The sequence below is a fragment of the Mesorhizobium sp. M0998 genome, assembly GCF_040318885.1.
Lineage (GTDB): Bacteria > Pseudomonadota > Alphaproteobacteria > Rhizobiales > Rhizobiaceae > Mesorhizobium.
Genome location: NZ_JAMYND010000013.1, coordinates 71,128 through 90,939 on the forward strand (window position 1 = coordinate 71,128; position 19,812 = coordinate 90,939).

18 protein-coding genes and 1 tRNA gene are annotated in these 19,812 nt (G+C 62.5%); 8 read left to right on the forward strand and 11 right to left on the reverse strand.

What is annotated here, in order from left to right:
* Positions 1-89: 89 nt before the first annotated feature.
* On the reverse strand, positions 90-1,688 hold the full coding sequence (locus tag NKH59_RS14790) for a DHA2 family efflux MFS transporter permease subunit (protein ID WP_352682279.1): 1,599 nt from the start codon (positions 1,686-1,688) through the stop codon (positions 90-92).
* 22 nt (positions 1,689-1,710) lie between these two features.
* Entirely contained in the window at positions 1,711-2,889 is a 1,179-nt protein-coding gene (locus NKH59_RS14795) for an HlyD family secretion protein (RefSeq protein WP_353022235.1), read from the reverse strand.
* 143 nt (positions 2,890-3,032) lie between these two features.
* Here NKH59_RS14795 and NKH59_RS14800 point away from each other — a divergent pair, with 143 nt between their 5' ends.
* Complete coding sequence (locus NKH59_RS14800) at positions 3,033-3,782, forward strand: TetR/AcrR family transcriptional regulator (protein WP_352539958.1); 750 nt, start codon at positions 3,033-3,035, stop codon at positions 3,780-3,782.
* Positions 3,783-3,803: 21 nt separating this feature from the next.
* Here NKH59_RS14800 and yihA read toward each other — a convergent pair whose 3' ends face one another.
* The 5 genes from yihA to rpmH form a co-directional block, all read right to left on the reverse strand.
* Positions 3,804-4,463, reverse strand: a complete 660-nt coding sequence (yihA, locus tag NKH59_RS14805) for a ribosome biogenesis GTP-binding protein YihA/YsxC (protein WP_352472343.1) — start codon at positions 4,461-4,463, stop codon at positions 3,804-3,806.
* Positions 4,460-5,098 carry a CatB-related O-acetyltransferase gene (locus tag NKH59_RS14810; RefSeq protein WP_353022237.1) on the reverse strand — a complete coding sequence of 213 codons (639 nt, stop codon included), beginning with the start codon at positions 5,096-5,098 and terminating at the stop codon, positions 4,460-4,462. The genes yihA and NKH59_RS14810 overlap by 4 nt, the downstream gene beginning before the upstream one ends.
* Before the next feature lie 144 nt (positions 5,099-5,242).
* Positions 5,243-7,066, reverse strand: coding sequence for a membrane protein insertase YidC (gene yidC / locus NKH59_RS14815; protein ID WP_352539959.1), 1,824 nt, complete (start codon positions 7,064-7,066; stop codon positions 5,243-5,245).
* Between the two features lie 13 nt (positions 7,067-7,079).
* A complete protein-coding gene (rnpA, locus tag NKH59_RS14820) occupies positions 7,080-7,433 on the reverse strand; it encodes a ribonuclease P protein component (RefSeq protein WP_352769640.1) in 354 nt (117 codons plus the stop codon).
* 23 nt (positions 7,434-7,456) lie between these two features.
* Complete coding sequence (gene rpmH / locus NKH59_RS14825; RefSeq protein WP_008833937.1) at positions 7,457-7,591, reverse strand: 50S ribosomal protein L34; 135 nt, start codon at positions 7,589-7,591, stop codon at positions 7,457-7,459.
* A 334-nt stretch (positions 7,592-7,925) separates the two neighbouring features.
* On the opposite strand from rpmH, the gene NKH59_RS14830 reads away from it, so the two are divergent.
* The 3 genes from NKH59_RS14830 (at position 7,926) to NKH59_RS14840 (ending at position 10,775) form a co-directional block, all read left to right on the forward strand.
* Positions 7,926-9,413 carry an ATP-binding protein gene (locus tag NKH59_RS14830; RefSeq protein ID WP_023677495.1) on the forward strand — a complete coding sequence of 496 codons (1,488 nt, stop codon included), beginning with the start codon at positions 7,926-7,928 and terminating at the stop codon, positions 9,411-9,413.
* A gap of 324 nt (positions 9,414-9,737) precedes the next feature.
* A tRNA-Arg gene (locus NKH59_RS14835) sits at positions 9,738-9,814 on the forward strand.
* Positions 9,815-10,460: 646 nt separating this feature from the next.
* Positions 10,461-10,775: an antibiotic biosynthesis monooxygenase family protein gene (locus tag NKH59_RS14840; protein WP_352619465.1), complete on the forward strand. Its 315-nt coding sequence runs from the start codon at positions 10,461-10,463 to the stop codon at positions 10,773-10,775.
* Between the two features lie 46 nt (positions 10,776-10,821).
* Here NKH59_RS14840 and NKH59_RS14845 read toward each other — a convergent pair whose 3' ends face one another.
* Both NKH59_RS14845 and NKH59_RS14850 read right to left on the reverse strand, forming a co-directional pair.
* Positions 10,822-11,964, reverse strand: coding sequence for an alpha-hydroxy acid oxidase (locus NKH59_RS14845; RefSeq protein WP_352919930.1), 1,143 nt, complete (start codon positions 11,962-11,964; stop codon positions 10,822-10,824).
* Positions 11,965-12,033: 69 nt separating this feature from the next.
* Complete coding sequence (locus NKH59_RS14850; RefSeq protein ID WP_352899538.1) at positions 12,034-13,056, reverse strand: LacI family DNA-binding transcriptional regulator; 1,023 nt, start codon at positions 13,054-13,056, stop codon at positions 12,034-12,036.
* 537 nt (positions 13,057-13,593) lie between these two features.
* Here NKH59_RS14850 and NKH59_RS14855 point away from each other — a divergent pair.
* The 4 genes from NKH59_RS14855 to NKH59_RS14870 all read left to right on the forward strand — a co-directional run bounded on the left by NKH59_RS14855 (position 13,594) and on the right by NKH59_RS14870 (position 17,916).
* Positions 13,594-14,556, forward strand: coding sequence for a sugar-binding protein (locus NKH59_RS14855; protein ID WP_352539964.1), 963 nt, complete (start codon positions 13,594-13,596; stop codon positions 14,554-14,556).
* 112 nt (positions 14,557-14,668) lie between these two features.
* On the forward strand, positions 14,669-16,213 hold the full coding sequence (locus NKH59_RS14860; RefSeq protein WP_352769653.1) for a sugar ABC transporter ATP-binding protein: 1,545 nt from the start codon (positions 14,669-14,671) through the stop codon (positions 16,211-16,213).
* Positions 16,214-16,236: 23 nt separating this feature from the next.
* The gene (locus tag NKH59_RS14865; RefSeq protein WP_353022239.1) at positions 16,237-17,232 is read left to right on the forward strand and encodes an ABC transporter permease; all 996 of its coding nucleotides are present in this window, start codon (positions 16,237-16,239) and stop codon (positions 17,230-17,232) included.
* Positions 17,233-17,385: 153 nt separating this feature from the next.
* Positions 17,386-17,916, forward strand: coding sequence for a DUF2231 domain-containing protein (locus NKH59_RS14870; RefSeq protein WP_352472336.1), 531 nt, complete (start codon positions 17,386-17,388; stop codon positions 17,914-17,916).
* Positions 17,917-18,007: 91 nt separating this feature from the next.
* Here the strand turns inward: NKH59_RS14870 and phnN are convergent, their stop codons facing one another.
* Positions 18,008-18,637, reverse strand: coding sequence for a phosphonate metabolism protein/1,5-bisphosphokinase (PRPP-forming) PhnN (gene phnN, locus NKH59_RS14875; RefSeq protein WP_353022241.1), 630 nt, complete (start codon positions 18,635-18,637; stop codon positions 18,008-18,010).
* Positions 18,634-19,773, reverse strand: a complete 1,140-nt coding sequence (locus NKH59_RS14880) for an alpha-D-ribose 1-methylphosphonate 5-triphosphate diphosphatase (protein ID WP_352472334.1) — start codon at positions 19,771-19,773, stop codon at positions 18,634-18,636. The genes phnN and NKH59_RS14880 overlap by 4 nt, the downstream gene beginning before the upstream one ends.
* Positions 19,774-19,812 lie beyond the last annotated feature (39 nt).

Consider the following 19,812-nt stretch of genomic DNA (forward strand, 5'->3'; position numbering starts at 1 on the left):
GACTTCGTAATGGTTGATTTTGCGCATGACCCCGAAAATCGCTTTTCGGGGTCATGCGCGAGGGCGCCAGGCGGGGGATCCAGCGCGCCTCAATGGCCTCCGCCACCGCCGCCCTGAGCGGCTGGCTTGCGGATCACCAGGGTGAATAGCCCAAGCGTCGCGAACAAAACCGTCAGCATGAAGAATACGTCCATGAACGACAGCAGCGACGCCTGCTGCTGGACCATGCCTGACAGTTTGGAGATGGCCGCCTTGGAGGCGTCGAGCCCGGCGGTCTGCTCGAAGTTGAGCGTCATGTTCTGCAGCTTCTGCTGCGCAGCGGCACTTCCCCATTGCACGTGCTCGGAGAGCCTGGCGTAGTGGAAGGCATTGCGGTCGATCAGCACGGTGTTGATGACTGCCAGGCCGACGGCGCCGCCGAGATTGCGGGTCAGGTTGAACAGGCCAGACGCATTCTTCAGCCGCTCAGGCGGCAAGGTTCCGAGCGCAATGTTGTTGATCGGCACCATGCAAAGCATCATCGAGCAGCCGCGCAGGATCTGCGGGATAAGCAGTTCATAGAAATCCCAGTCGGCGGTAAGATGGGTCATCCACCAGGTCCCCGTGGCGAAGCCGAAGAAGCCGATCATCATCATGATGCGCGGGTCCATCTTGTTCGACAGGATGCCGGAGATGGGCGCAGTGAAGAACATGGCCAGGCCGCTGACGAACAGCGCCTCGCCGATCATCATCGAATCGTAGCCGCGGATCCGCCCCAGGAACACCGGATAAAGATAGGTCAGACCGTAGAGGCCGATGCCGACGACGAAGGAGAACAACGAGCCGAAGGCAAAATTGATATTGCTGAAAGCCCTCAGATCGACAATCGGCTCCTCGGCGGTGAACACGCGCCAGAAGAACAGCACCGCGCCGAAGGTCATGATGACGGCGCAGATGAACACCGCCTGATCCTGCAGCCAGTCGTTGTTGGGACCTTCCTCCAGCACATATTCCATGCAGCCCAGGAAGGCGGCCATGCCGGCAAGCCCCCACCAGTCGAACTTGCTGAACAGCTTGAGATTGGGTTTGTCGAAGTCGATCAGCGACCAGGCAGCCGTCGTCACCAGAATGCCGGGCACGACGTTGACCAGGAACAGCCAGTGCCAGGACATGGCATGGCTGATATAGCCGCCGACGGTCGGGCCGATGGTTGGCGCCAGCGTCGCCACCAGGCCGATCATCGGCGAGACGATGGCGCGACGCGACGGCGGGAAGATGGTGAAGGCGGCTGCAAAGACGCTCGGGATCATGCCGCCGCCGATGAAGCCCTGCACGGCGCGGTAGACGATCATCTGGTCGATATTGGTTGCGGTCGCCGCCAGCGCGCTGGCCGCGGTGAAACCTGCCGCCGAGATTGTGAACAGCACCCGCGTCGACAGCATCCGGCTGAGGAAGCCCGACAGCGGGATCATCACCACCTCGGCAATCAGATACGCCGTCTGCACCCACGGAATCTCGTCCGAACTGGCGCTGAGGCCCGCCTGGATCTCGGCCAGCGAGGCCGAGACGATCTGGATGTCCAGGATGGCCATGAACATGCCGAACACCATTGCCAGGAAGGCGATGACGCGGCGCGTCGAGATGTGGTCGACCGGCACCGGTATGGCTGGCGCCGGCGCCGATCCTGCAGTTAGGGTTGCGGTCGCCATGACCCTTGCTCCCGGTTCCGCTTTACTTCGATGCGGAAGGCGCGGTGCGGCTGTCGACGGCGACGACGACGCTCAGGCCGGCGCGCAGCTTGCCCGTCTTCAGCACATCCGCGGGCACGTCTATGCGAACTGGAACGCGTTGCACCACCTTGGTGAAATTGCCGGTGGCGTTTTCCGGCGGCAGCAGCGAGAACACTGCTCCCGAAGCCGGGGCCAGCGACGACACGGTACCCTCGATGTCCTGACCGTCGATCGCGTCGACCGACACTCTGACCTTTTCACCAGGCACCAGCCGGGCAAGCTGGGTCTCCTTGAAGTTGGCAACGATGTAGAGCTTGTCCATTGGCACGACGACGGCGAGCTTCTGTCCGGGGCTGATCAGGTCGCCCTGCTCGACCGAGCGGTTGCCGACCACGCCGTCATAGGGTGCGCGCAGCACGGTGAAGGACAGATCCCGCACCGCCTTGTCGTGGGCAAGCTGCAGCGAGCCCAGCGTGCTTGCCGATTCCGCCCGCTGCGCCTGGAGCACGCCGATATTCGCCTGAGCCGCCGCGATCTGCGCGTCGGCGCCGGCTAGTGCGGCATTGGCTTGCTCGACCGCCGTCTGGGCATCGTCCAACTGGGCCTGGGTACCGACGCGGGTCTTGAGCAACTGGGCGGCACGAACCTGAGCTCGCTTCGCATTATCGGCCGCGGCCTGGTCGGCCGTCTTCTGCGCCTGCGCCTGCTTGAGCGAGGCGCGCGCCGCCTCGGTCTGGGCATCGATGCGGTCGAGCGTCTTGCTCAACGTGGCGATCTGCGCCTCCGCCTGAGCAACGGCTATCTTGTAGTCACCGTCATCGACGATCAGCAGCGGGTCGCCGGCCTTCACCTGCTGGTTCTCGGTCACTTTGACCTGATCGACATAACCCGAGATTTTTGGCGAGATGAACGCCGTGTCGGCCTGGACATAGGCATCGTCAGTCGTGATCATGAAGCGCCCGTCAGTCCAGTAATCATAGCCATACCAGGCGCCGGCGCCTAGCAGGGCCAGGCCGATGATGGGCAACAACATCGAGCCCATCGACCGCTTCTTCTTGGCGGGAGCCAGCGGGGTGACGTCGGCGGGCTTGAGAGGGGTTTCCGGCGCTTCGATCGCAGGCTGGACCTTGGCATTGGGGAAGGGGCGGACTTCGGCACTGGTGGGCGCGTTCGAGGACATGATATCTCTCTAAATTAACTGGCGCTGAATTTTGTCAGACTGAACCGTTCGGTTCGATCTCGACGTTGACTTAGCGCTTAAAGAGGACCATATCAAGAGCAATCGAACCGGATGGTTCGAATTATTTTACGAGGTGTGACATTATGGCCGAAGCCCCCAAGGCCGCTCCTTTGCCTGATTCAGGCCCATTGCCCAGCGCTGGCAAGGACCAGTGCGATCTGCTGGACAGCCTGCCGCGCGGCCGCCCGGCCGCGGGTCAAGACCCGGTCAAGCGCAGCCAGATCATCGACGGTGCGCGCCGTGTCTTCATCGAAAAGGGCTTCGAAGCCGCGTCGATGAACGACATTACGCGCGAGGCCGGCGTGTCCAAGGGCACCATCTATGTCTACTTCGCCAACAAGGAAGAGCTCTTCGAAGCGCTGATCGAGGAAGAGCGCGGCACGATTTTCAAGAACATGTACGAGGTGCTCGATCAGATCGGCGACCTTCGCCAGACGTTGGTGAAGTTCGGCATCGTGCTGTCCATGAAGATCACTTCGGCGAGGGTCATCCTGGCGCAGCGGACGGTGATCGGCGCCTCGGAACGCATCCCGGAGCTTGGTGCCCGGTTCTACGAACGCGGCCCGAAGCGTGGCCATGACAGGGTCGTCGTTTTCCTCAACATGGCTATCGAACGCGGCCTGCTGAAGATCGACGACGTCGAGCTTGCCGCCTATCAGTTCACCGAGCTGTGTCTGGCCGGTCTTTTCCGCCAGTGCATTTTCGCCTATCGCACCAAGGCGCCAAGTGTGGCCGAGATCGAACACATCGTCAGGTCGGGCGTCGATGTGTTCCTGAAGGCCTACGGCACCGAACAGCTTGCAGAGCAGGAACGGGCCTCCAGCCCCGCCTGACAGGCTGCCAGGGTCGGTGGCCTATCCGCCATTGGCGGCGAGCACGATGGCCGCACGCAATTCCTCGAGGCCCTCGCTCTTTTCCGACGACGTGGCGAGCACGAAGGGGAAGGCCGCCGGGCGTTTCTTGATCTTCTGGAGCGTTTCCTCGACCAGTCGCGGTACCCCCGCCGCCTTGATCTTGTCGGTCTTGGTCAGCACGATCTGATACGACACCGCCGCCTTGTCGAGCAGCGACAGCACCTCGTCGTCCTTGGCCTTGATGCCATGGCGGGCATCGATCAGCACGTAGACGCGCTTCAGCGTCACCCGGCCCTTCAGATAGTCGAACACGAGCTTCGTCCACTCGTCGACCTTTTCCTTCGGTGCCGTGGCGTAGCCATAGCCTGGCATGTCGACCAGCGCCATCGGCGGCAGATCGGCGCCTTCTCCCGAAAATCCGCCAGGCACGAAATAGTTGAGCTCTTGCGTCCTGCCCGGCGTGTTGGAGGTGCGCGCCAGCCCCTTCTGGTTGACCAGCGCGTTGATCAGCGACGATTTGCCGACATTGGAGCGGCCCGCAAAGGCGATCTCGGGCGGACCCTCCGGCGGCAGGAATTTCATTGCCGGCACGCCGCGGATGAATATCCAGGCTCGCGTGAACAATTCGATGCCGATCGTGGTCTTGTTCAACGCGTTCAAACCGCTGCCTCCAGAAGAAAAATGTTGCTGCCACGAATGGCATTGAGATTGCGGCTGATCTTTTCTACCGGCCAGTGCCACCACGCCAGCGCCAGCAGCCGCCGGATGGTCCTGTCATCGAAGCGCATCTTCACCACCTTCGACGGATTGCCGGCGACGATCGCATAGGCCGGCACATCGTGCGTCACCACCGACTTTGCCGCGACGATGGCACCGTCGCCGATCTTCACGCCGGGCAGCATAACCGCTTCCATGCCGATCCAGACGTCGTTGCCGACGATTGTGTCGCCACGCACCTCCTTCGACCATGTCGCCGGGTCGAAACCTTCCTCCCAGCCGTGACCAAAGATGTTGAACGGATAGGTCGAAAAGCCGGACATGGCGTGATTGGCGCCGTTCATGATGAAGCGCGCGCCTTCGGCAATGGCGCAGAACTTGCCGATGATCAGCCTGTCGCCGATGAACGAATAATGATGCAGCACGCATTTTTCGGCGAATTTGTCGGGTCCGTCAGGGTCGTCATAATAGGTGAAGTCGCCGATCTCGATATTCGGCGCCGTCACCAGCGGCTTCAGAAAGCCGACGCGCGTGTGCAACGGGATCGGATGCTTGATCGATGGATTGGGTCCGGTCATATCGAGCTCCGTCGAGCAACTGCCAGGCAGGTCAAAATAGCGCGATCCGTCCGGCAGTACCAATCGCTTAATCCAGGCGGGCAGCTTGTGCAAAAAGCCCCGGACGAACCGGGGCTTTTTGGTCTCGCATCGTCGGAGTGCCGGCTATTCCGCCGGCGACGGTTTCTTACGGAACAGCGCGACCAGATTGTCCCACAATTCGATCTTGGCGCCTTGCCGCTTCATGATCACGCCCTGCTGCAGGATCGACAGCGTGTTGTTCCAGGCCCAGTAGATGACGAGGCCGGCCGGAAAACCCGCCATCATGAAGGTGAAGATCACGGGCATCCACGTGAAGATCGCCGCCTGCGTCGGGTCCGGCGGCGTCGGGTTCATGCGCATCTGCAGGAACATCGTCACGCCCATGATCAGCGGCCAGACGCCGATCATCAGCATGTGCGGCAAGGTAACGGGGATCAGCCCGAACAGGTTGAAAATCGATGTCGGGTCCGGCGCCGCCAGATCCTGGATCCAGCCGAAGAACGGCGCGTGCCGCATCTCGATGGTGATGTAGAGCACCTTGTAGAGCGAGAAGAACACCGGGATCTGCAATGCCACCGGCCAGCAGCCGGCGAGCGGATTGATCTTCTCGGTCTTGTAGAGCTCCATCATCGCCTGCTGCTGCTTCATCTTGTCGTCCGCGTATTTCTCGCGGATCTCGAGCATCTTGGGCTGCACCTTCTTCATGTTCGCCATCGACGCATAGGACTTGTTGGCGAGCGGGAAGAACAGCGCCTTGACGATGACGGTGGTGGCAAGGATCGCCAGGCCGAAATTGCCGAAGAATTTGTAGAGCGTGTCGATCAGCCAGAACATCGGCTTGGTGATGAAATAGAACCAGCCCCAGTCGATCAGCAGGTCGAACTGGCGGATATGACGGTCCTTTTCATAGGCGTTGATCGTCGAAACTTCCTTGGCGCCGGCGAATATCTCCGATTCCACGGTCGTCGATTGCCCGGGAGCGATCGTGACCGGATCGGACAGGAAATCGGACTGGTAGCTGTGCGGATGGGGCCCGCTCTTGAACTCGAAATAAGAGAATTTGGGCTGAAATTCGCGGCCGCTCGGCGGCACCAGGGTCACCGCCCAGTATTTATCGGTGATGCCGAGCCAGCCGTCGGTCGACTTGCCTGGCTTGAATTCTCTCTCCGATTCGACCTTGGAGTATTTGTATTCTTGTAGGCCTTCGCTGCCGGTAACACCGATCAGGCCCTCGTGCAGCACATAAGTGCTGGCGATAGCCGGCTTGTCGAAACGGGTGACGCGGCCATAGTTCGACAACGTCGCGGGTGCCGAGCCCCCATTCTGGACCGTGTCGGACACGGTGAACATATATTGGCTGTCGACAGAGAAGGTGCGCTTGAAGGTCAGGCCCTTGTCATTGGTGAAGGTCAGCGTGACCGGCGTCGCTGGCGTCAGAGTCGCATTGCCGTCGGTCTGCCAGACCGTGTCAGGGCCGGGCAGCCTGCCCACATCCGGCGTGCCGGAAAAGCCGATCTCGGCGAAATAGCCGTTCGGCAGGGACGCCGGGTTGAGCAACGCGATCTCGGGCGAAGTCTTGTCGACCGTCTCCGTGTAGTGCTTGAGCCGGAGGTCGTCGAGGCGCGCACCGGTGAGGTTGATCGAGCCTTCGAGGCTCGGCGTGTCGATCTTGACGCGGCTGGTCGAGGCAATCGCCTGGTCGCGGCCGGCCGCGGTGACGGCTTCGCCGCCAGGCGCGTTCGGAATGGCGCCCGGCTGCACCGGTGTTTCGCTGGCGCCCGGGCTGGTGCCTTGGGCGGCCTTCTTCTGCTCCGCCACGCGCTGCTCTTCGATGCGGGCGGCTTCGCGCTGCATCTCGCTGCGCGGCATCACATAGAAATATTGCCAAAGCGCCAGGATCAGCACCGACAGTGCGATGGTGATGAAGAAGTTGCGGTTGTTTTCCATCGAAGCCCTTGGCCTATCGTGTTCCACGCAATCTGCGGGAGAGTTCGGCCTTCAACTGGCCGAACGGAGTGGTAAGCACGTCTTCGCGCCCGACGATGACATAATCATTGCCCGGCGCCATGTCATCCGCGGCATGCGTGCGCACGGCTTCTCTCAGCCGCCGCCGGACGCGGTTGCGAACGACGGCGTTGCCGACCTTCCTGGTGACGGTGTAGCCGACGCGCGGCGCCTCGCTGTCGCCGCGGCCCAGGACCTCGACGAGGAAAAGCCGCCCGCGGCGCTTTTCGCCGCGGCGGACAGCCAGGAATTCCGCGCGCTTCAGAAGCCGCTTGGGATGGGCACCCGTTGGCTTGCCGGTTGCGGGCAACGATCTTGTCTCTCGCTTGGTGCTCAGGCGCTGAGACGCTTGCGGCCGCGGTTGCGGCGGGCTGCGACGACGCCGCGGCCACCTTTGGTGGCCATGCGGGCGCGGAAACCGTGCCTGCGTTTGCGGACGAGTTTGGACGGCTGGTAAGTACGCTTCATTTGTTTAAATACCGCGGGGTGCGGCCCTTCTTGATTCTGTCACTTTGTAACAGGAGCTTTGCCGGGCCGGTTTTGGCGCGATCGAAACCGCGCCGGGACGAATGGCCCGAGCGTGAGCGGGCTTATAGAAAGAAGGGTTTTGGAAGTCAATCCAGCGTGTCGGGCCGGCATTGTCGGACCGGCATCGAAGTCTTGCGGCCCTTTGTCCGGCTTCGACCAAGGATGAATTTGGCAAAAAAGCCGCAATCGCCTAATCTCACCCGATCAAGCGATCGTGAAGACGAGCAGTCCCTAAGACAAGCAGCCGTGATGACAGGCAGCCGTGACGACGAGCATGAGTGAAGTCCCAGCAACCGACGAAAGCATCGCCCAGGCGAAGGCCGCCACCCGCAGGGTGCCGCTGGCGCGCGGCCTGTCGACCAAGTTGCTGCTGCTCACCATCGTCTTCGTGCTCTTGGCCGAAATCCTCATCTTCGTGCCCTGGATCGCCAGCTACAGGCTGAGTTGGCTGAAGGAGAGGCTGAGCACCGCCGCCGCGGTTTCCATCGTCCTGGTGCAGGGCGAACCTGCCTCGCTGTCGCGTGCCGCCCAGAACGACGTACTGATGGCGATCGGCGCCAAGGCGATCGCCGTGCGCGACGGCGGCGTCTCGCGGCTTCTGGTCGTGGCCGAAATGCCGCCGCAGGTCGACGAGCATATCGATATCGCCAATGTCGGCATGATCAAGGGTATGACCGGCGCGCTGGACACGCTGTTTTTCGGCGGCAAGCGGATGCTGCGCGTTTTCGGGCCGGTCGGCGACAGCGACAAGGAATTCGAGCTGATCATGCCCGACCACCGCCTGCGCAATGCCATGCTGATCTATTCGCGCAACGTCGCCTTCGTCTCGCTGCTGATCTCGCTGTTCACCGCCATGCTGGTCTACGCCGCGATAGACCTGATCATGATCGGCCCGATCAGGACGATGACACGCTCGATGCTGTCCTTTTCCGAGGCGCCCGACGATCCCGGTCGGATCATTCACCCCGCCGCCCGGGCCGACGAGATCGGCGTCGCCGAACGCGAGCTGTCGCAGATGCAGGAGCGGCTGCAGAAGATGCTGACCGAGCAGAAGCATCTGGCCGATCTCGGCCTGGCCGTGTCGAAGATCAACCACGACATGCGCAACATCCTCGCCTCGGCGCAACTGATGTCGGACCGCCTGCGCCAGGTCAAGGACCCGACCGTGCAGGCCTTCGCACCAAAACTGCTGCGCGCGCTCGACCGTGCGGTGTCCTACTCGGAGGGCGTGCTGGCCTATGGCCGCACCCAGGAGCCGCCGCCGTCGCGCCGCAGGCTGCGGCTGCGCCAGCTGGTCGAGGACGTCCAGGGCCTGCTCGACATCGAATGCGGCATCGAATTCGTCAACGCCGTCGATCCGGTGCTTGAGGTCGACGCCGATTCCGACCAGCTGTTCCGCGTGCTCACCAATCTTAGCCGCAACGCCGTGCAGGCGATGGCGGCCGACACGGAGAGCGCCGTGGTGCGCCGCTTGACCATATCGGCCGAGCGCATCGGCAGCGTCAGCCGCATCGTCGTCACCGACACCGGCCCCGGCCTGCCGCCAAAGGCGCGAGAAAACCTGTTCGCGGCATTTCGCGGCTCGGCCCGCAGCGGCGGCACCGGCCTTGGCCTGGCGATCGCCCATGAATTGATCCGCGCCCATGGCGGCACGGTGGAGCTGGTCGAATCGATCGGCGGCCGCACCACATTCGCCGTCACCATTCCCGACCAGCCGGTCCGGCTCGACCAGGCCCGCAACGGTCTGCGCCGCCCGGCGTAACGAACCGTTTCGTTACGGACCGTTTCAATTCGCAAATGGTTGGTCCGAGACTACGAGCCATCGGCTCGGCCGCCGTGCAACGGCGTGTTCCGTTACGGGCCGTTCCGATTGGCAAATGACTGATCCAAGACGATGACCTATTGGCTCGGCCGCCGCGTGACGCGATCTTGCGTTCGCCGGCCGGCGCATGACGGCAAAACATGACGGCAAAACTTTTGGCCAGGATCGGCTTGCTTTTCGTAAATTCAGTCGCTAGGGAACACGTCACATCGCGGCCGGTCGCCAGGATCGGATCGCGGGGCTATGCAAAGCATGGCCTGTTGCGCGCCCGTAGCTCAGCTGGATAGAGCACCAGACTACGAATCTGGGGGTCAGGAGTTCGAATCTCTTCGGGCGCGCCATTAAACTCAATGTACGGCCCGGGGACATAGGTAACAGAATCTGCCGCCACTGGCCGGAAGGTTGCCTTGAGTGAGCGCCGTCCTTGCAAAGAGCGGATGGTCCGCTGATGCTACTCAGTCGGCCTGCTTAATCTCCGGGCCCGGTTCAGTCGGCGGGCCTAGCGTGCAATCCTGGCCGGTGCATTCCTGCACCGGATCCTTCGCCGGCGGCAGACAATTTTGGCCTTCACAATGAACGGGCGGCTGCGCTGTTGCGGCTTTATTGTTCTGCGGCACAGGCCGATCCTCAGCGCGAACGGCCGGTATTCCAAGGTCGATCACGGCCGTGCACAAGAGCGCAATCCGAAGCAAGTTCATTTTCGCCTCCGCAACTGACAGCGAGACGCAGATTATATCTTCGAACTGCGGCCAACATCCTGTCACCCGCGAACGGCGTTAACAGTGCGTTTCATTGCCGGTCGGAAGGGTGTACCGATTGAGATCGAGCGTCATCCTCTTCCTGGCGAAATAGCGCCAGAAACGGAGCTTTCGGCCAGAGGTGACTGAAGCCAACCTTCCGATTTTTCTGTACACCTGTTCGAAGGGTTCGAGGTGCGTTAGGGCCTCGCATATTCGAGGTTTTCAGTTCTTTCACGGGGGAACGTAGATGACGGCATTCAACAGCGTCCGTTTCCGGGTCAAGCCGGGTAGTGAAGACGAATTCGTCGAACTGTTCAGCAGCGCTCCGCGCAATTTCGAGGGATTGCGAAAAATGGCTCTCATCAAATCGGGAGATGGCGCCTTCTTCTCGATTGGAGAGTGGGACACGTTTCAGCATATGGTCGATGCCAGGCCCAAAATGCTGGGCAATCTTGATCGGTTCCGGCATACGTTGCAGCAGCTTGAGGGCGGATATACGGATGCTGTTTCCGGCGAGGCTGTCTTCGAAACGGACGGCAGGAGCAGCGGCAGGTCGGTATAGTTTCGCACTTCGAAAAGCTTATGCCGTGCGCCACTTCCCGGCTCTATTACCTAAACCGCACATTCCCCCTGGAAAGCTCTGCCACTGACCTGCATCCCATCAGCCGCATGTCGCGTTCGATCTCGGTTCGCATCAGGCCGAGCGCCCGTTCGACGCCGGCCTGCCCGGCGGCTGCCAGCGGGAAGAGATAGTAGCGCCCGACGCCGACGGCCTTGGCGCCCAACGACAGGGCCTTCAGCACATGCGTGCCGCGCTGGACGCCGCTGTCGATGATCACGTCGATCTTGTCGCCCACCGCGTCGACAATCTCCGCCAGTTGGTCGAAGGGGCTGCGCGAGCCGTCCAGCTGTCTGCCGCCATGATTTGACAGAACGATGCCGGTGCAGCCGATGTCTACCGCCTTTCTGGCATCGGCGACGCTCATGATCCCCTTCAGGCAAAACTGGCCGTTCCAGAAGCGGACCATGTCTTCGACGTCCTTCCAATCCAGCGATGGATCGAGGATCTCGGTGAAATAGCGGCTGATGGAAAGCGCTCCGCCACCGAGATCGATATGGCCGTCCAACTGCGGCAGGCTGAATTTTTCGTGCGTCAAATAGTCGATAGCCCATCTCGGCTTGATCGCGAACTGCATCATGCCGCCGAGCGTAAGCCGAAAGGGGATGGAAAAGCCGGTCCGCAGGTCACGCTCGCGGTTTCCGCCGGTGACGCTGTCGACCGTCAGCATCATCACCTCGACGCCGGACGTCTTGGCGCGCTCCATCATGGCGCGGTTCAGGCCGCGATCCCTGTGAAAATAGAACTGATAGACCTGCGGCGTCCTGTGCTTGCGGACCTCCTCCAGGCTGATCGTGCCGAGCGACGAGACGCCGAACATCGTGCCGAACTTCTCCGCCGCCGCGGCGACGGCGCGCTCGCCGCTATGGTGAAACAGCCGCTGGAGAGCCGTCGGCGAACAATAGACCGGCATCGCCAGCTTCTGGCCCATGACGGTGACCGACATGTCGATCTGTCCAACGCCGGCAAGGACGTTGGGGACGAGATCGCAGTCCTCGAACGCCGCCGTGTTGCGCCGCAGCGTCGTCTCGTCGTCCGCGCCGCCATCGATATAATTGAAGATCGGACCTGGCAGGCGCTGTTTTGCCAGCCGGCGGAAGTCCTGAAAATTGTAGCAGCTTTGCAATCTCATGAAATCAATCGGGTATATGCCGGGCCCGATGTCAAGCCTGTGCCATTGTCGATCGCCGGCGCTCTCGCCTCAGCCCGCCAGAGCGCCAACCGACTCCCGCTCCACCAGCGGGCATTCGAGCTTGGTGATGGGATAGCGGCCACGACCGGGAGCAGCGGGGACTTCGAGCTGCTCGATCGCCCATTGTCCCATCGCCATATGCGGCAGGATCGACGTCGTCAGCGGCGGGAACAGATGCCGCGCGATCTCCTCGTCGTCATAACCGATCACCGAAATATCCCGGGGGATGTGCAGGCCGGCCTCCTTCAGCGCCTCGTAGCAGCCGATCGCGGTGCGGTCGTTCTGGCAGAAGATGGCGGTCGGCCGGTCCTTCAGCGCCAAGAGCTCGACGGTCGCGGCATAGCCGGCGCTCGCCGACCAGTCGCCTTCGACGACCAGCGCCGGGTCGAACGGGATGTCGGCCGTCGCCAGCGCCCGGCGGTAGCCCTTCAGCCTGTCCTGCGCCGCCTGCATCCAGGGCTCGCCGGTAATGGTGGCGATACGCCGGTGGCCATGGCCGATCAAGTGGCGGGTGGAGCTCTGGCCGCCGGCGATCTCGCTCGGCACCACGGCGGGGAAGGCATAGTCGGCGGTGTAGCAGTTGAGCAGGATGACCGGAATGTCGAGGCCGTAGAGATAGTCCGGCGCGACGATCTCGCGGGTGAAAATGGTCATGTAGATCAGCGCCGAAATGCCCCGCTTGGTCAGAGCCGCGATGGCACGGGGCTCCATCACCTCGTCGCCCATGGTCTGCGCCACCAAAAGCACATTGCCGGCGTTCCACGAGGCTTGCCGCGCCCCTTCAATGGCGACGACCGCCTCCGGGCTGGTCGCCAACTGGTCGACGGCGAAGCCGATCACGCCATCCAGCCCGTCGAATGCGGCAACCGGGGCTCGCAAGGCAGAAAACACGGGCGGCGAATAGCCCAGCGTTCGCGCCGTCTCGATCACCCGCTCGCGGGTTTGCTGCGACAGCCTGATGCCCGGCGTGTTGTTGAGCACGAACGAAACCGTCGCCTGCGAACAGCCTGCCGCCCTGGCGATGTCGGTCATGGTAACGCGGCCCTTGGAGTTTTTCCCGGACAGCTTGCGCCGCCTGGTACCCTCAAGGACGGGATCACGCAGTGGTTCGTTCATGTCATTGGTCCCGCGAATCTCGCATTTATAGGGCGAAGCGATACTAATAGATATAATCGACCCTCTTACGCGATTTAGTCGCCAATCCCAAGCGGCAGCGACTCGGAAGATCTCTCTTTTGTGGCGAGAAATCCGGATCAACTAATACTCTTTACTAATATCTGGCATCCCTATAACGTCAATCCGTCATGCCCGGACGACATCGGACCGTGCGTGTTCGGAATGCAAGCCAGCCTGGTATCGGACGGTTCCCGTCAGCCGAAGTTCGCCTGCCGTTTCGGAAATGTCAGACAAATCGGACTATTTACGAACGGCGAATGAGTCTCTAAAGTCGATGATCGCGGCTGGAATGGCGTCGTTCCTCGCTGCCGGAACCCTGAGGAGGAGGGCGTCCAAGCCGCGTCGGCACGTTCATCATCAGCGAAAATTACTAAGTCAAATGGGAGGTTGAATATGAAATCTGTAATACGAAATGCGTCCGTCGCCGCTGCGGCCCTGCTGCTCGGCCTGTCCGCCAGCGCAATTGCGCGGGCCGACGACAAGCCGACACTGGCCTTCGTCGTCAACGGCGCTTCCGATTTCTGGAAGGCGGCCGAAGCCGGCGTCAAGAAGGCTCAAGGCGAACTGCCCAATTACAATCTGGAGCTCAAATATCCGGAGCAGTCCTCGGTCGCCATCCAGCAGCGCCTGATGGACGATCTGGTGACGGCCGGCGTGAAGGCGATCATGGTCTCGGCCGTCGATCCCAAGACGTCGACCGACGGGCTGAACAAGATCGCCTCGGAAACGGCGTTGTTCACCACCGACAGCGACGCACCGCAGACCAAGCGTGTCGCCTATATTGGCTCGTCCAATGTCGATGCCGGCAAGCAGGCGGCAGAGATCGCCAAGAAGGCCATGCCTGACGGCGGCAAGTGCCTCGGCTTCGTTGGCCTGCTCGGCGCCGACAACGCCAAGGAGCGCATCCAGGGCATGAAGGAAGGTCTCGCCGGCACCAAGATCGAATTGGTCGACGTGCGCGGCGACGACATCGATCAGGCTCGCGCCAAGAAGAACGTCGAGGACGCGCTGGTCGCCAGCCCTGACGTCACCTGCATGGTCGGCTTCTATTCCTACAACACGCCGCGCATCTATGAAGCGCTGCGCGATGCCGGCAAGCTCGGCCAGATCACCGTCGTCGGCTTCGACGACGATCCGATCACGCTGGGCGGCGTCAAGGAAGGCACCGTCGCCGCCACCGTCGTGCAGCAGCCCTTCGAATGGGCCTATCAGGGCATGAAGCTGATGGCTGCCTATCTCGAGGGCGATAAGTCGGGCATTCCCGCCGATGGCCTGATCATCATCCCGACCAAGATCATCGGCAAGGACGATGTCGACGCCTACGCCGCCAGCCTCAAGGCGATGTCTGGAAACTGAGCAAATTAGGTTGCGCCGGCTCAAGGTTCGTCTTGAGCCGGCGTTCTATTGACGGGCCTCGCGAGGCCCGTCAGTCTGAGACCAAACGGCTCACCGGCTGCTGTCAGGCGTGATGAATTATTCCGACCCATCCATCGTTGCATCCACGGCCGCTCCGTTCCTGAGCCTCGACGGTGTGCGCAAGACCTATCCCGGTGTCGTCGCGCTGGACGGATTCTCGATGGACGTAAGGCCCGGCGAGGTCATCGGCCTGGTCGGCGAAAACGGCGCCGGCAAATCGACGCTGATGAAGATCCTCGGGGGCGTGACCAGGCCGGACACCGGCACCATCACCGTCGATGGCGTCGCCCATGACGGGCTGACTGTCGAGGCAAGCATCGGCTCGGGCATCGCTTTCGTCCACCAGGAACTCAACCTGTTCGAAAACCTCGACGTGGCCGCCAATATCTTCTTTGGCCGCGAACCGCTGCGCGCCGGGCCGCTCAAGCTCGTCGACCGCGCCAGGCTGCGAGCGCAGGCGGCGCCGCTGCTCAAACGCGTCGGCGCCAATTTCTCGGCCGATACGCCGGTGTCGGCGCTGTCGCTGGCGCAGCAGCAAATGGTCGAGATCGCCAAGGCGCTGTCGATCAAGGCGCGGCTGGTCATCCTCGACGAACCGACATCGAGCCTGCCGATCGCCGAAACCGACAAGCTGCTCGGCGTCATCAAGGCGCTGAAGGCAGACGGCATCAGCGTCATTTTCATCTCGCACCGCCTGCACGAGGTCGAGCGCGTCGCCGACCGCGTCGTCGTGCTCAGGGACGGCATGCTCGCCGGAACCTTGCCGAAGAGCGCCATCAATCACGACCAGATGGTCAAGCTGATGATCGGCCGCATGCTGAAGGAGCGCGAGAAGGCCGCGGAATCGGCGCGCCCACCGGGCTCTGTCGCGCTGTCGGTCAAGGCCATTCGCACCGCTGCCTATCCCGACCGGCCCGTCGACCTCGATGTCAGGCATGGCGAGATCCTCGGCCTCGCCGGTCTCGTCGGCTCCGGCCGGACGGAGCTGGCGCGCGTCCTGTTCGGCATCGACAGAAGCTTTGGCGGCTCGTTCCAGCTTGACGGAAAAGATCTGGTTCTTGGTTCGGCCGCGGACGCAGTGGCCAACGGTATTTTCCTCGTCCCCGAGGATCGCAAGCTGACCGGCATCCTGCTCGACCTGTCGATTGCCCAGAACATTTCGCTGCCCAATCTGCCGGCGCATTCGCGGCGCTCGCTGGTCTCGGCCGGCGCGGAATCCGCCACCGCCGAGAAGCAGAAGACCGATCTCGGCATCAGGGCGCCCTCCGTCCAGACGCGCACCGGTACGCTGTCGGGCGGCAACCAGCAAAAGGTCGTGCTGGCCAAATGGCTGGCGATGAAGCCGAAGGTGATGATTCTTGACGAACCGACCCGCGGTATCGACATCGGCGCCAAGGCCGAGATCTACGGGCTGATGCGGGCGCTGGCCGATGCCGGCGTCGCCGTGCTGATGATCTCCAGCGACATGGAGGAGGTGATCGGCGTTTCCGACCGCATTGCCGTCATGCATGAAGGCCAGATCTCGGGCATTCTCGACAAGGACCGGTTCAGCCAGGAGAACGTGCTGCTGCTGGCGGTCGGCAAGCAGCCGAAGTAGTTCGCAGGCACTGGGAGAAGACGATGAGCAAGAAAGATCTCGGCCTGCTGATCCTGATCCTGGTGGTCGGCGCGGTGGTGGCAATCATCAACCCACGCTTCCTGCTGCCGATCAATCTCGCCAACACCTCGAACCTGATCGGGTTGTTCGGCATCCTGTCGATTGGCCAAGCCTTCGTCATCATCACCGGTGGCATCGAATTGTCGGTCGGCTCGGTGATTGCGCTGCTCGGCGTGCTGTTCATCGACTTCATCGCCACGCGCGGCATGGCCTGGCCGGTCGCCCTGCCGCTGATCCTGGTGCTCGGCGGCATCATCGGGCTGGCGCATGGCTGGCTGATCACCCGGCTCAAATTGCAGCCTTTCGTGGTGACTTTGTGCGGCCTGTTGATCTATCGCGGCGTGGCGCGCTTCTACACCGCTGACGGCACCGCCGGCTTTGCCTTCGGACAGAACTTCCCGGAACTCGAGTTCCTGACGGCGGGGCGGTCCTGGGGCGTGCCGAACAGCTTCATCGCGCTGATCGTCATCGCCGTCGTCATGTGGGTGGTGCTGCACCGGTCGGTGTTCGGGCGCTATCTCTATGCCATCGGCAAGAACGAGGAAGCGGCAAAATATTCCGGCATCCGCACCGGCCGCATCGTCATGGCCGCCTATGTCATCTGCGGCGTGCTGACGGCGCTGTCAGCTATCTATTTCGCCATGTACACACGCTCGATCTCGCCGGCGAGCCACGGCCAGTTCTACGAGCTCTATGCCATCGCGGCCGCGGTGCTCGGCGGCTTCTCGCTGCGTGGCGGCGAAGGCTCGCTGATCGGCGTCCTGCTCGGCACCGTGCTGCTGCAGGAGCTGCAGAACCTCGTCAACCTGCTCGGCATCCCGTCCTCGCTCAACTTCGCCGTCATGGGCGGGGTGATCCTCATCGGCGTGCTGGTCGACCAGCAATGGGGCGTGTTCAGGGCGCGGCGGCGGATGCTGGAAGCCACACGCAAGGGCGTGGCGGGTGCTGCCGCCGAGTGACGCAAAAATAGCTGGATGAAATACGCCGACTGCCATGGCAGGTGGCGTGAGAGAGTCAGCCGGAGCTTCGCGACAGCAGTTCAGGTCGGTCTCTATTTGGAACGAAACCCGTATCTGAGCGTTTATTTAAGCTTTGCTGCGCGGAGGCGTCCCATGCCCACGAATCCAGTTAGTACCGCCAAAGTAGGAACTCACCCCCTCCACCCGATGCTGATACCTTTTCCTGTCGCGTTTCTTGTCGGTGCGTTTGTCACCGACCTGGTTTTCTGGGGGACTGCCGATGCCTTCTGGGCACGGGCATCGATGTGGCTGATCGGGGCAGCCATCGTAATGGCCCTTCTCGCTGCGACAGCCGGTTTTATCGACTTCCTCAACGAGCCGCGCATTCGCGCCTTGTCCGACGCCTGGTACCACATGCTGGGCAACTTGACCGCGGTCGTTGTGGCACTGATCAATTTCTACCTTCGCTATGCGCAAGGCGCCGAAGCCGCGGTCCGCCCATGGGGTGCGCTCTTGTCGTTCATAGTGGTCTGCATACTGCTGTTCACCGGCTGGAAGGGCTGGGAGATGGTGTATCGGCACCACGTTGCAGTTCTGGATACACCAGCGGATGCGCCAGCGAAGCCTTCGACAACCACTGCCACGGATACTCGTCACGCTGGTCGGGACCGGCACGCCGCATGAGGCCATAATCCCGAAAACTGGATACCGATTTCCAAAAAGATATCGGTTAGACAAGTAGCGCCCATACCGAATGCATCGGATGGGCTCTACTTCAGATAAGGCCCGACATGTCGGAGAAGGCCATGGCCTTGCGCAGCACCTCGGCGAAGCGCTCGCCGGCGACTTCACGAGGGCCGCTATTGTCGATCGAGGTGACACCCGGTCCGGACAGCGCCACATTGGCACTGCGCGCCAGCCGTGCCAGCACTTCGCCGCTCGATTCGCGACCCCGCAATGCCAGCCGCTCGGCCAGGATATCCGGTGTAGCCGTGATCTCGACGACCGCCAGATTGGCGTAGCGCTCCCGCAGCGCCGGGATGATCGCGCGCGAGACGTTGGCGATCGCGACACGGCCGTTTGAGACCGACCAGTCGACTTCGGCCGGGATGCCATAGCGCAGGCCATGCGCCTCCCAGGAAATGGCGAAGGCACCATCCGCTTCGGCCTCGACGAAGGCAGCATCGGCGAGCGTATCGTGATCCTCGGTGGCCGCATCGCTCGGCCGGGTGATCACCCGGCGCACGAACTCCAGCCGGCTCTCGTCGGCAAACACGGCGCGCGCATAGCCGATCACCGTGTCCTTGCCGGCACCGCTCGGCCCGACGACGGCGACGAAGACACCGTCGCGGATCGGAAATCTCGCGGCGGACAATTCACGCTCGACCGATGCCGACACCATCATGCGACCCGGCGTCCCTGCCGCCAGACCGTGCGGACGACCGGGACATGGTCGTCGACGCGCACGCGAACCAGATCGGCGCGCCGGCCGGGCTCGATGACACCGCGATCGGTGAGGCCGACCGCCTCGGCCGGGTTCTTCGAGACCATCGCCACCGCCTGTGGCAAGGAAATGCCCTCGACCACGTCGCCGAGGAAGAAGGCTGACTGGATCAGACTGAAGGGAATGTAGTCCGACGACAGGATATCGAGCAGGCCATCGCCGGCCAGCGTGCGGGCCGAGACATTGCCCGAATGCGACGCGCCGCGCATGACGTTCGGCGCGCCCATCAATACGCCGAGCCCTGCCTCTTTTGAAGCCCGCGCCGCCTCCTCGGTGGTCGGGAACTCGGCGACGCGCACACCTTGCTCGATCGCTTCGTCGACATGGCCGACGGTCGCGTCGTCATGGCTGGCGAGCACGATGCTGCGCTCATGACAAGCCGCGGCGATGAAGCTGCGGTTCGGGCTCGAATTCCTCGCCGATTCCGCCATCCGCTTTTCGCAGAATTTCTGGAAATCGCGATCGGTCAGCTTCAGCTTGCGCTGGTAGTAATAGGCGTAGGTTTCCAAATTGACGAACTGGCGCTGTCCGGGCGCATGGTCCATCAGCGACGCCAGCCTGACCCGCTCGTCGCCGTCGAAATTGGCGAAGGCCGTGAGGCAGTCCGGCGCCGAAACCTCGCAACGCAGATGGAGGAAATGGTCGGCCCTGAGCCGGTCCTGCTGTACGCTGTCCTCGATCGCGTCGGCCAGCTTGCGTATGTCGGCGGCCGTCAGGTCGGCATCCTCGTCCATGCCGACACGCAAGGCGTCGAGCACGGTGGTAATGCCGGCGGTCGCCACCTGGGCGTCATGCGCGAGCACGGCTGCGATCGGGTTCCAGCGCACTTTCGGCCGCGGCGCGTAATGGCCTTCGAGATGGTCGGTATGGAGCTCGACCAGGCCAGGGATGATGAAGTCGCCGCCCATGTCCTCGCCGCTGCGGCCAGCGCCGGGATCGATGGCGGCGATCACCCCGTCGCGCAGCACGATCGACCCTTCGACGATCTGGTCGGCCAGCACGATACGGGCATTGTCAAGAACGGTCTCGGCAGTCATTTCAGGCAGTCCTTGCAGCATTTTGCAGCCAATTGAAAA

Excerpts from the sequence above, each read along its gene's own strand:
- NKH59_RS14795 (WP_353022235.1), bottom strand. The coding sequence starts at position 2,889 with ATGTCCTCGAACGCGCCCACCAGTGCCGAAGTCCGCCCCTTCCCCAAT.
- NKH59_RS14840 (WP_352619465.1), top strand. The coding sequence starts at position 10,461 with ATGACGGCATTCAACAGCGTCCGTTTCCGGGTCAAGCCGGGTAGTGAA.
- NKH59_RS14790 (WP_352682279.1), bottom strand. The coding sequence starts at position 1,688 with ATGGCGACCGCAACCCTAACTGCAGGATCGGCGCCGGCGCCAGCCATA.
- NKH59_RS14810 (WP_353022237.1), bottom strand. The coding sequence starts at position 5,098 with ATGACCGGACCCAATCCATCGATCAAGCATCCGATCCCGTTGCACACG.
- NKH59_RS14830 (WP_023677495.1), top strand. The coding sequence starts at position 7,926 with ATGAGTGAAGTCCCAGCAACCGACGAAAGCATCGCCCAGGCGAAGGCC.
- NKH59_RS14865 (WP_353022239.1), top strand. The coding sequence starts at position 16,237 with ATGAGCAAGAAAGATCTCGGCCTGCTGATCCTGATCCTGGTGGTCGGC.
- rpmH (WP_008833937.1), bottom strand. The coding sequence starts at position 7,591 with ATGAAGCGTACTTACCAGCCGTCCAAACTCGTCCGCAAACGCAGGCAC.
- NKH59_RS14880 (WP_352472334.1), bottom strand. The coding sequence starts at position 19,773 with ATGACTGCCGAGACCGTTCTTGACAATGCCCGTATCGTGCTGGCCGAC.
- NKH59_RS14845 (WP_352919930.1), bottom strand. The coding sequence starts at position 11,964 with ATGAGATTGCAAAGCTGCTACAATTTTCAGGACTTCCGCCGGCTGGCA.
- NKH59_RS14800 (WP_352539958.1), top strand. The coding sequence starts at position 3,033 with ATGGCCGAAGCCCCCAAGGCCGCTCCTTTGCCTGATTCAGGCCCATTG.
- NKH59_RS14850 (WP_352899538.1), bottom strand. The coding sequence starts at position 13,056 with ATGACCGACATCGCCAGGGCGGCAGGCTGTTCGCAGGCGACGGTTTCG.
- NKH59_RS14870 (WP_352472336.1), top strand. The coding sequence starts at position 17,386 with ATGCCCACGAATCCAGTTAGTACCGCCAAAGTAGGAACTCACCCCCTC.
- phnN (WP_353022241.1), bottom strand. The coding sequence starts at position 18,637 with ATGATGGTGTCGGCATCGGTCGAGCGTGAATTGTCCGCCGCGAGATTT.
- NKH59_RS14855 (WP_352539964.1), top strand. The coding sequence starts at position 13,594 with ATGAAATCTGTAATACGAAATGCGTCCGTCGCCGCTGCGGCCCTGCTG.
- NKH59_RS14860 (WP_352769653.1), top strand. The coding sequence starts at position 14,669 with ATGAATTATTCCGACCCATCCATCGTTGCATCCACGGCCGCTCCGTTC.
- yidC (WP_352539959.1), bottom strand. The coding sequence starts at position 7,066 with ATGGAAAACAACCGCAACTTCTTCATCACCATCGCACTGTCGGTGCTG.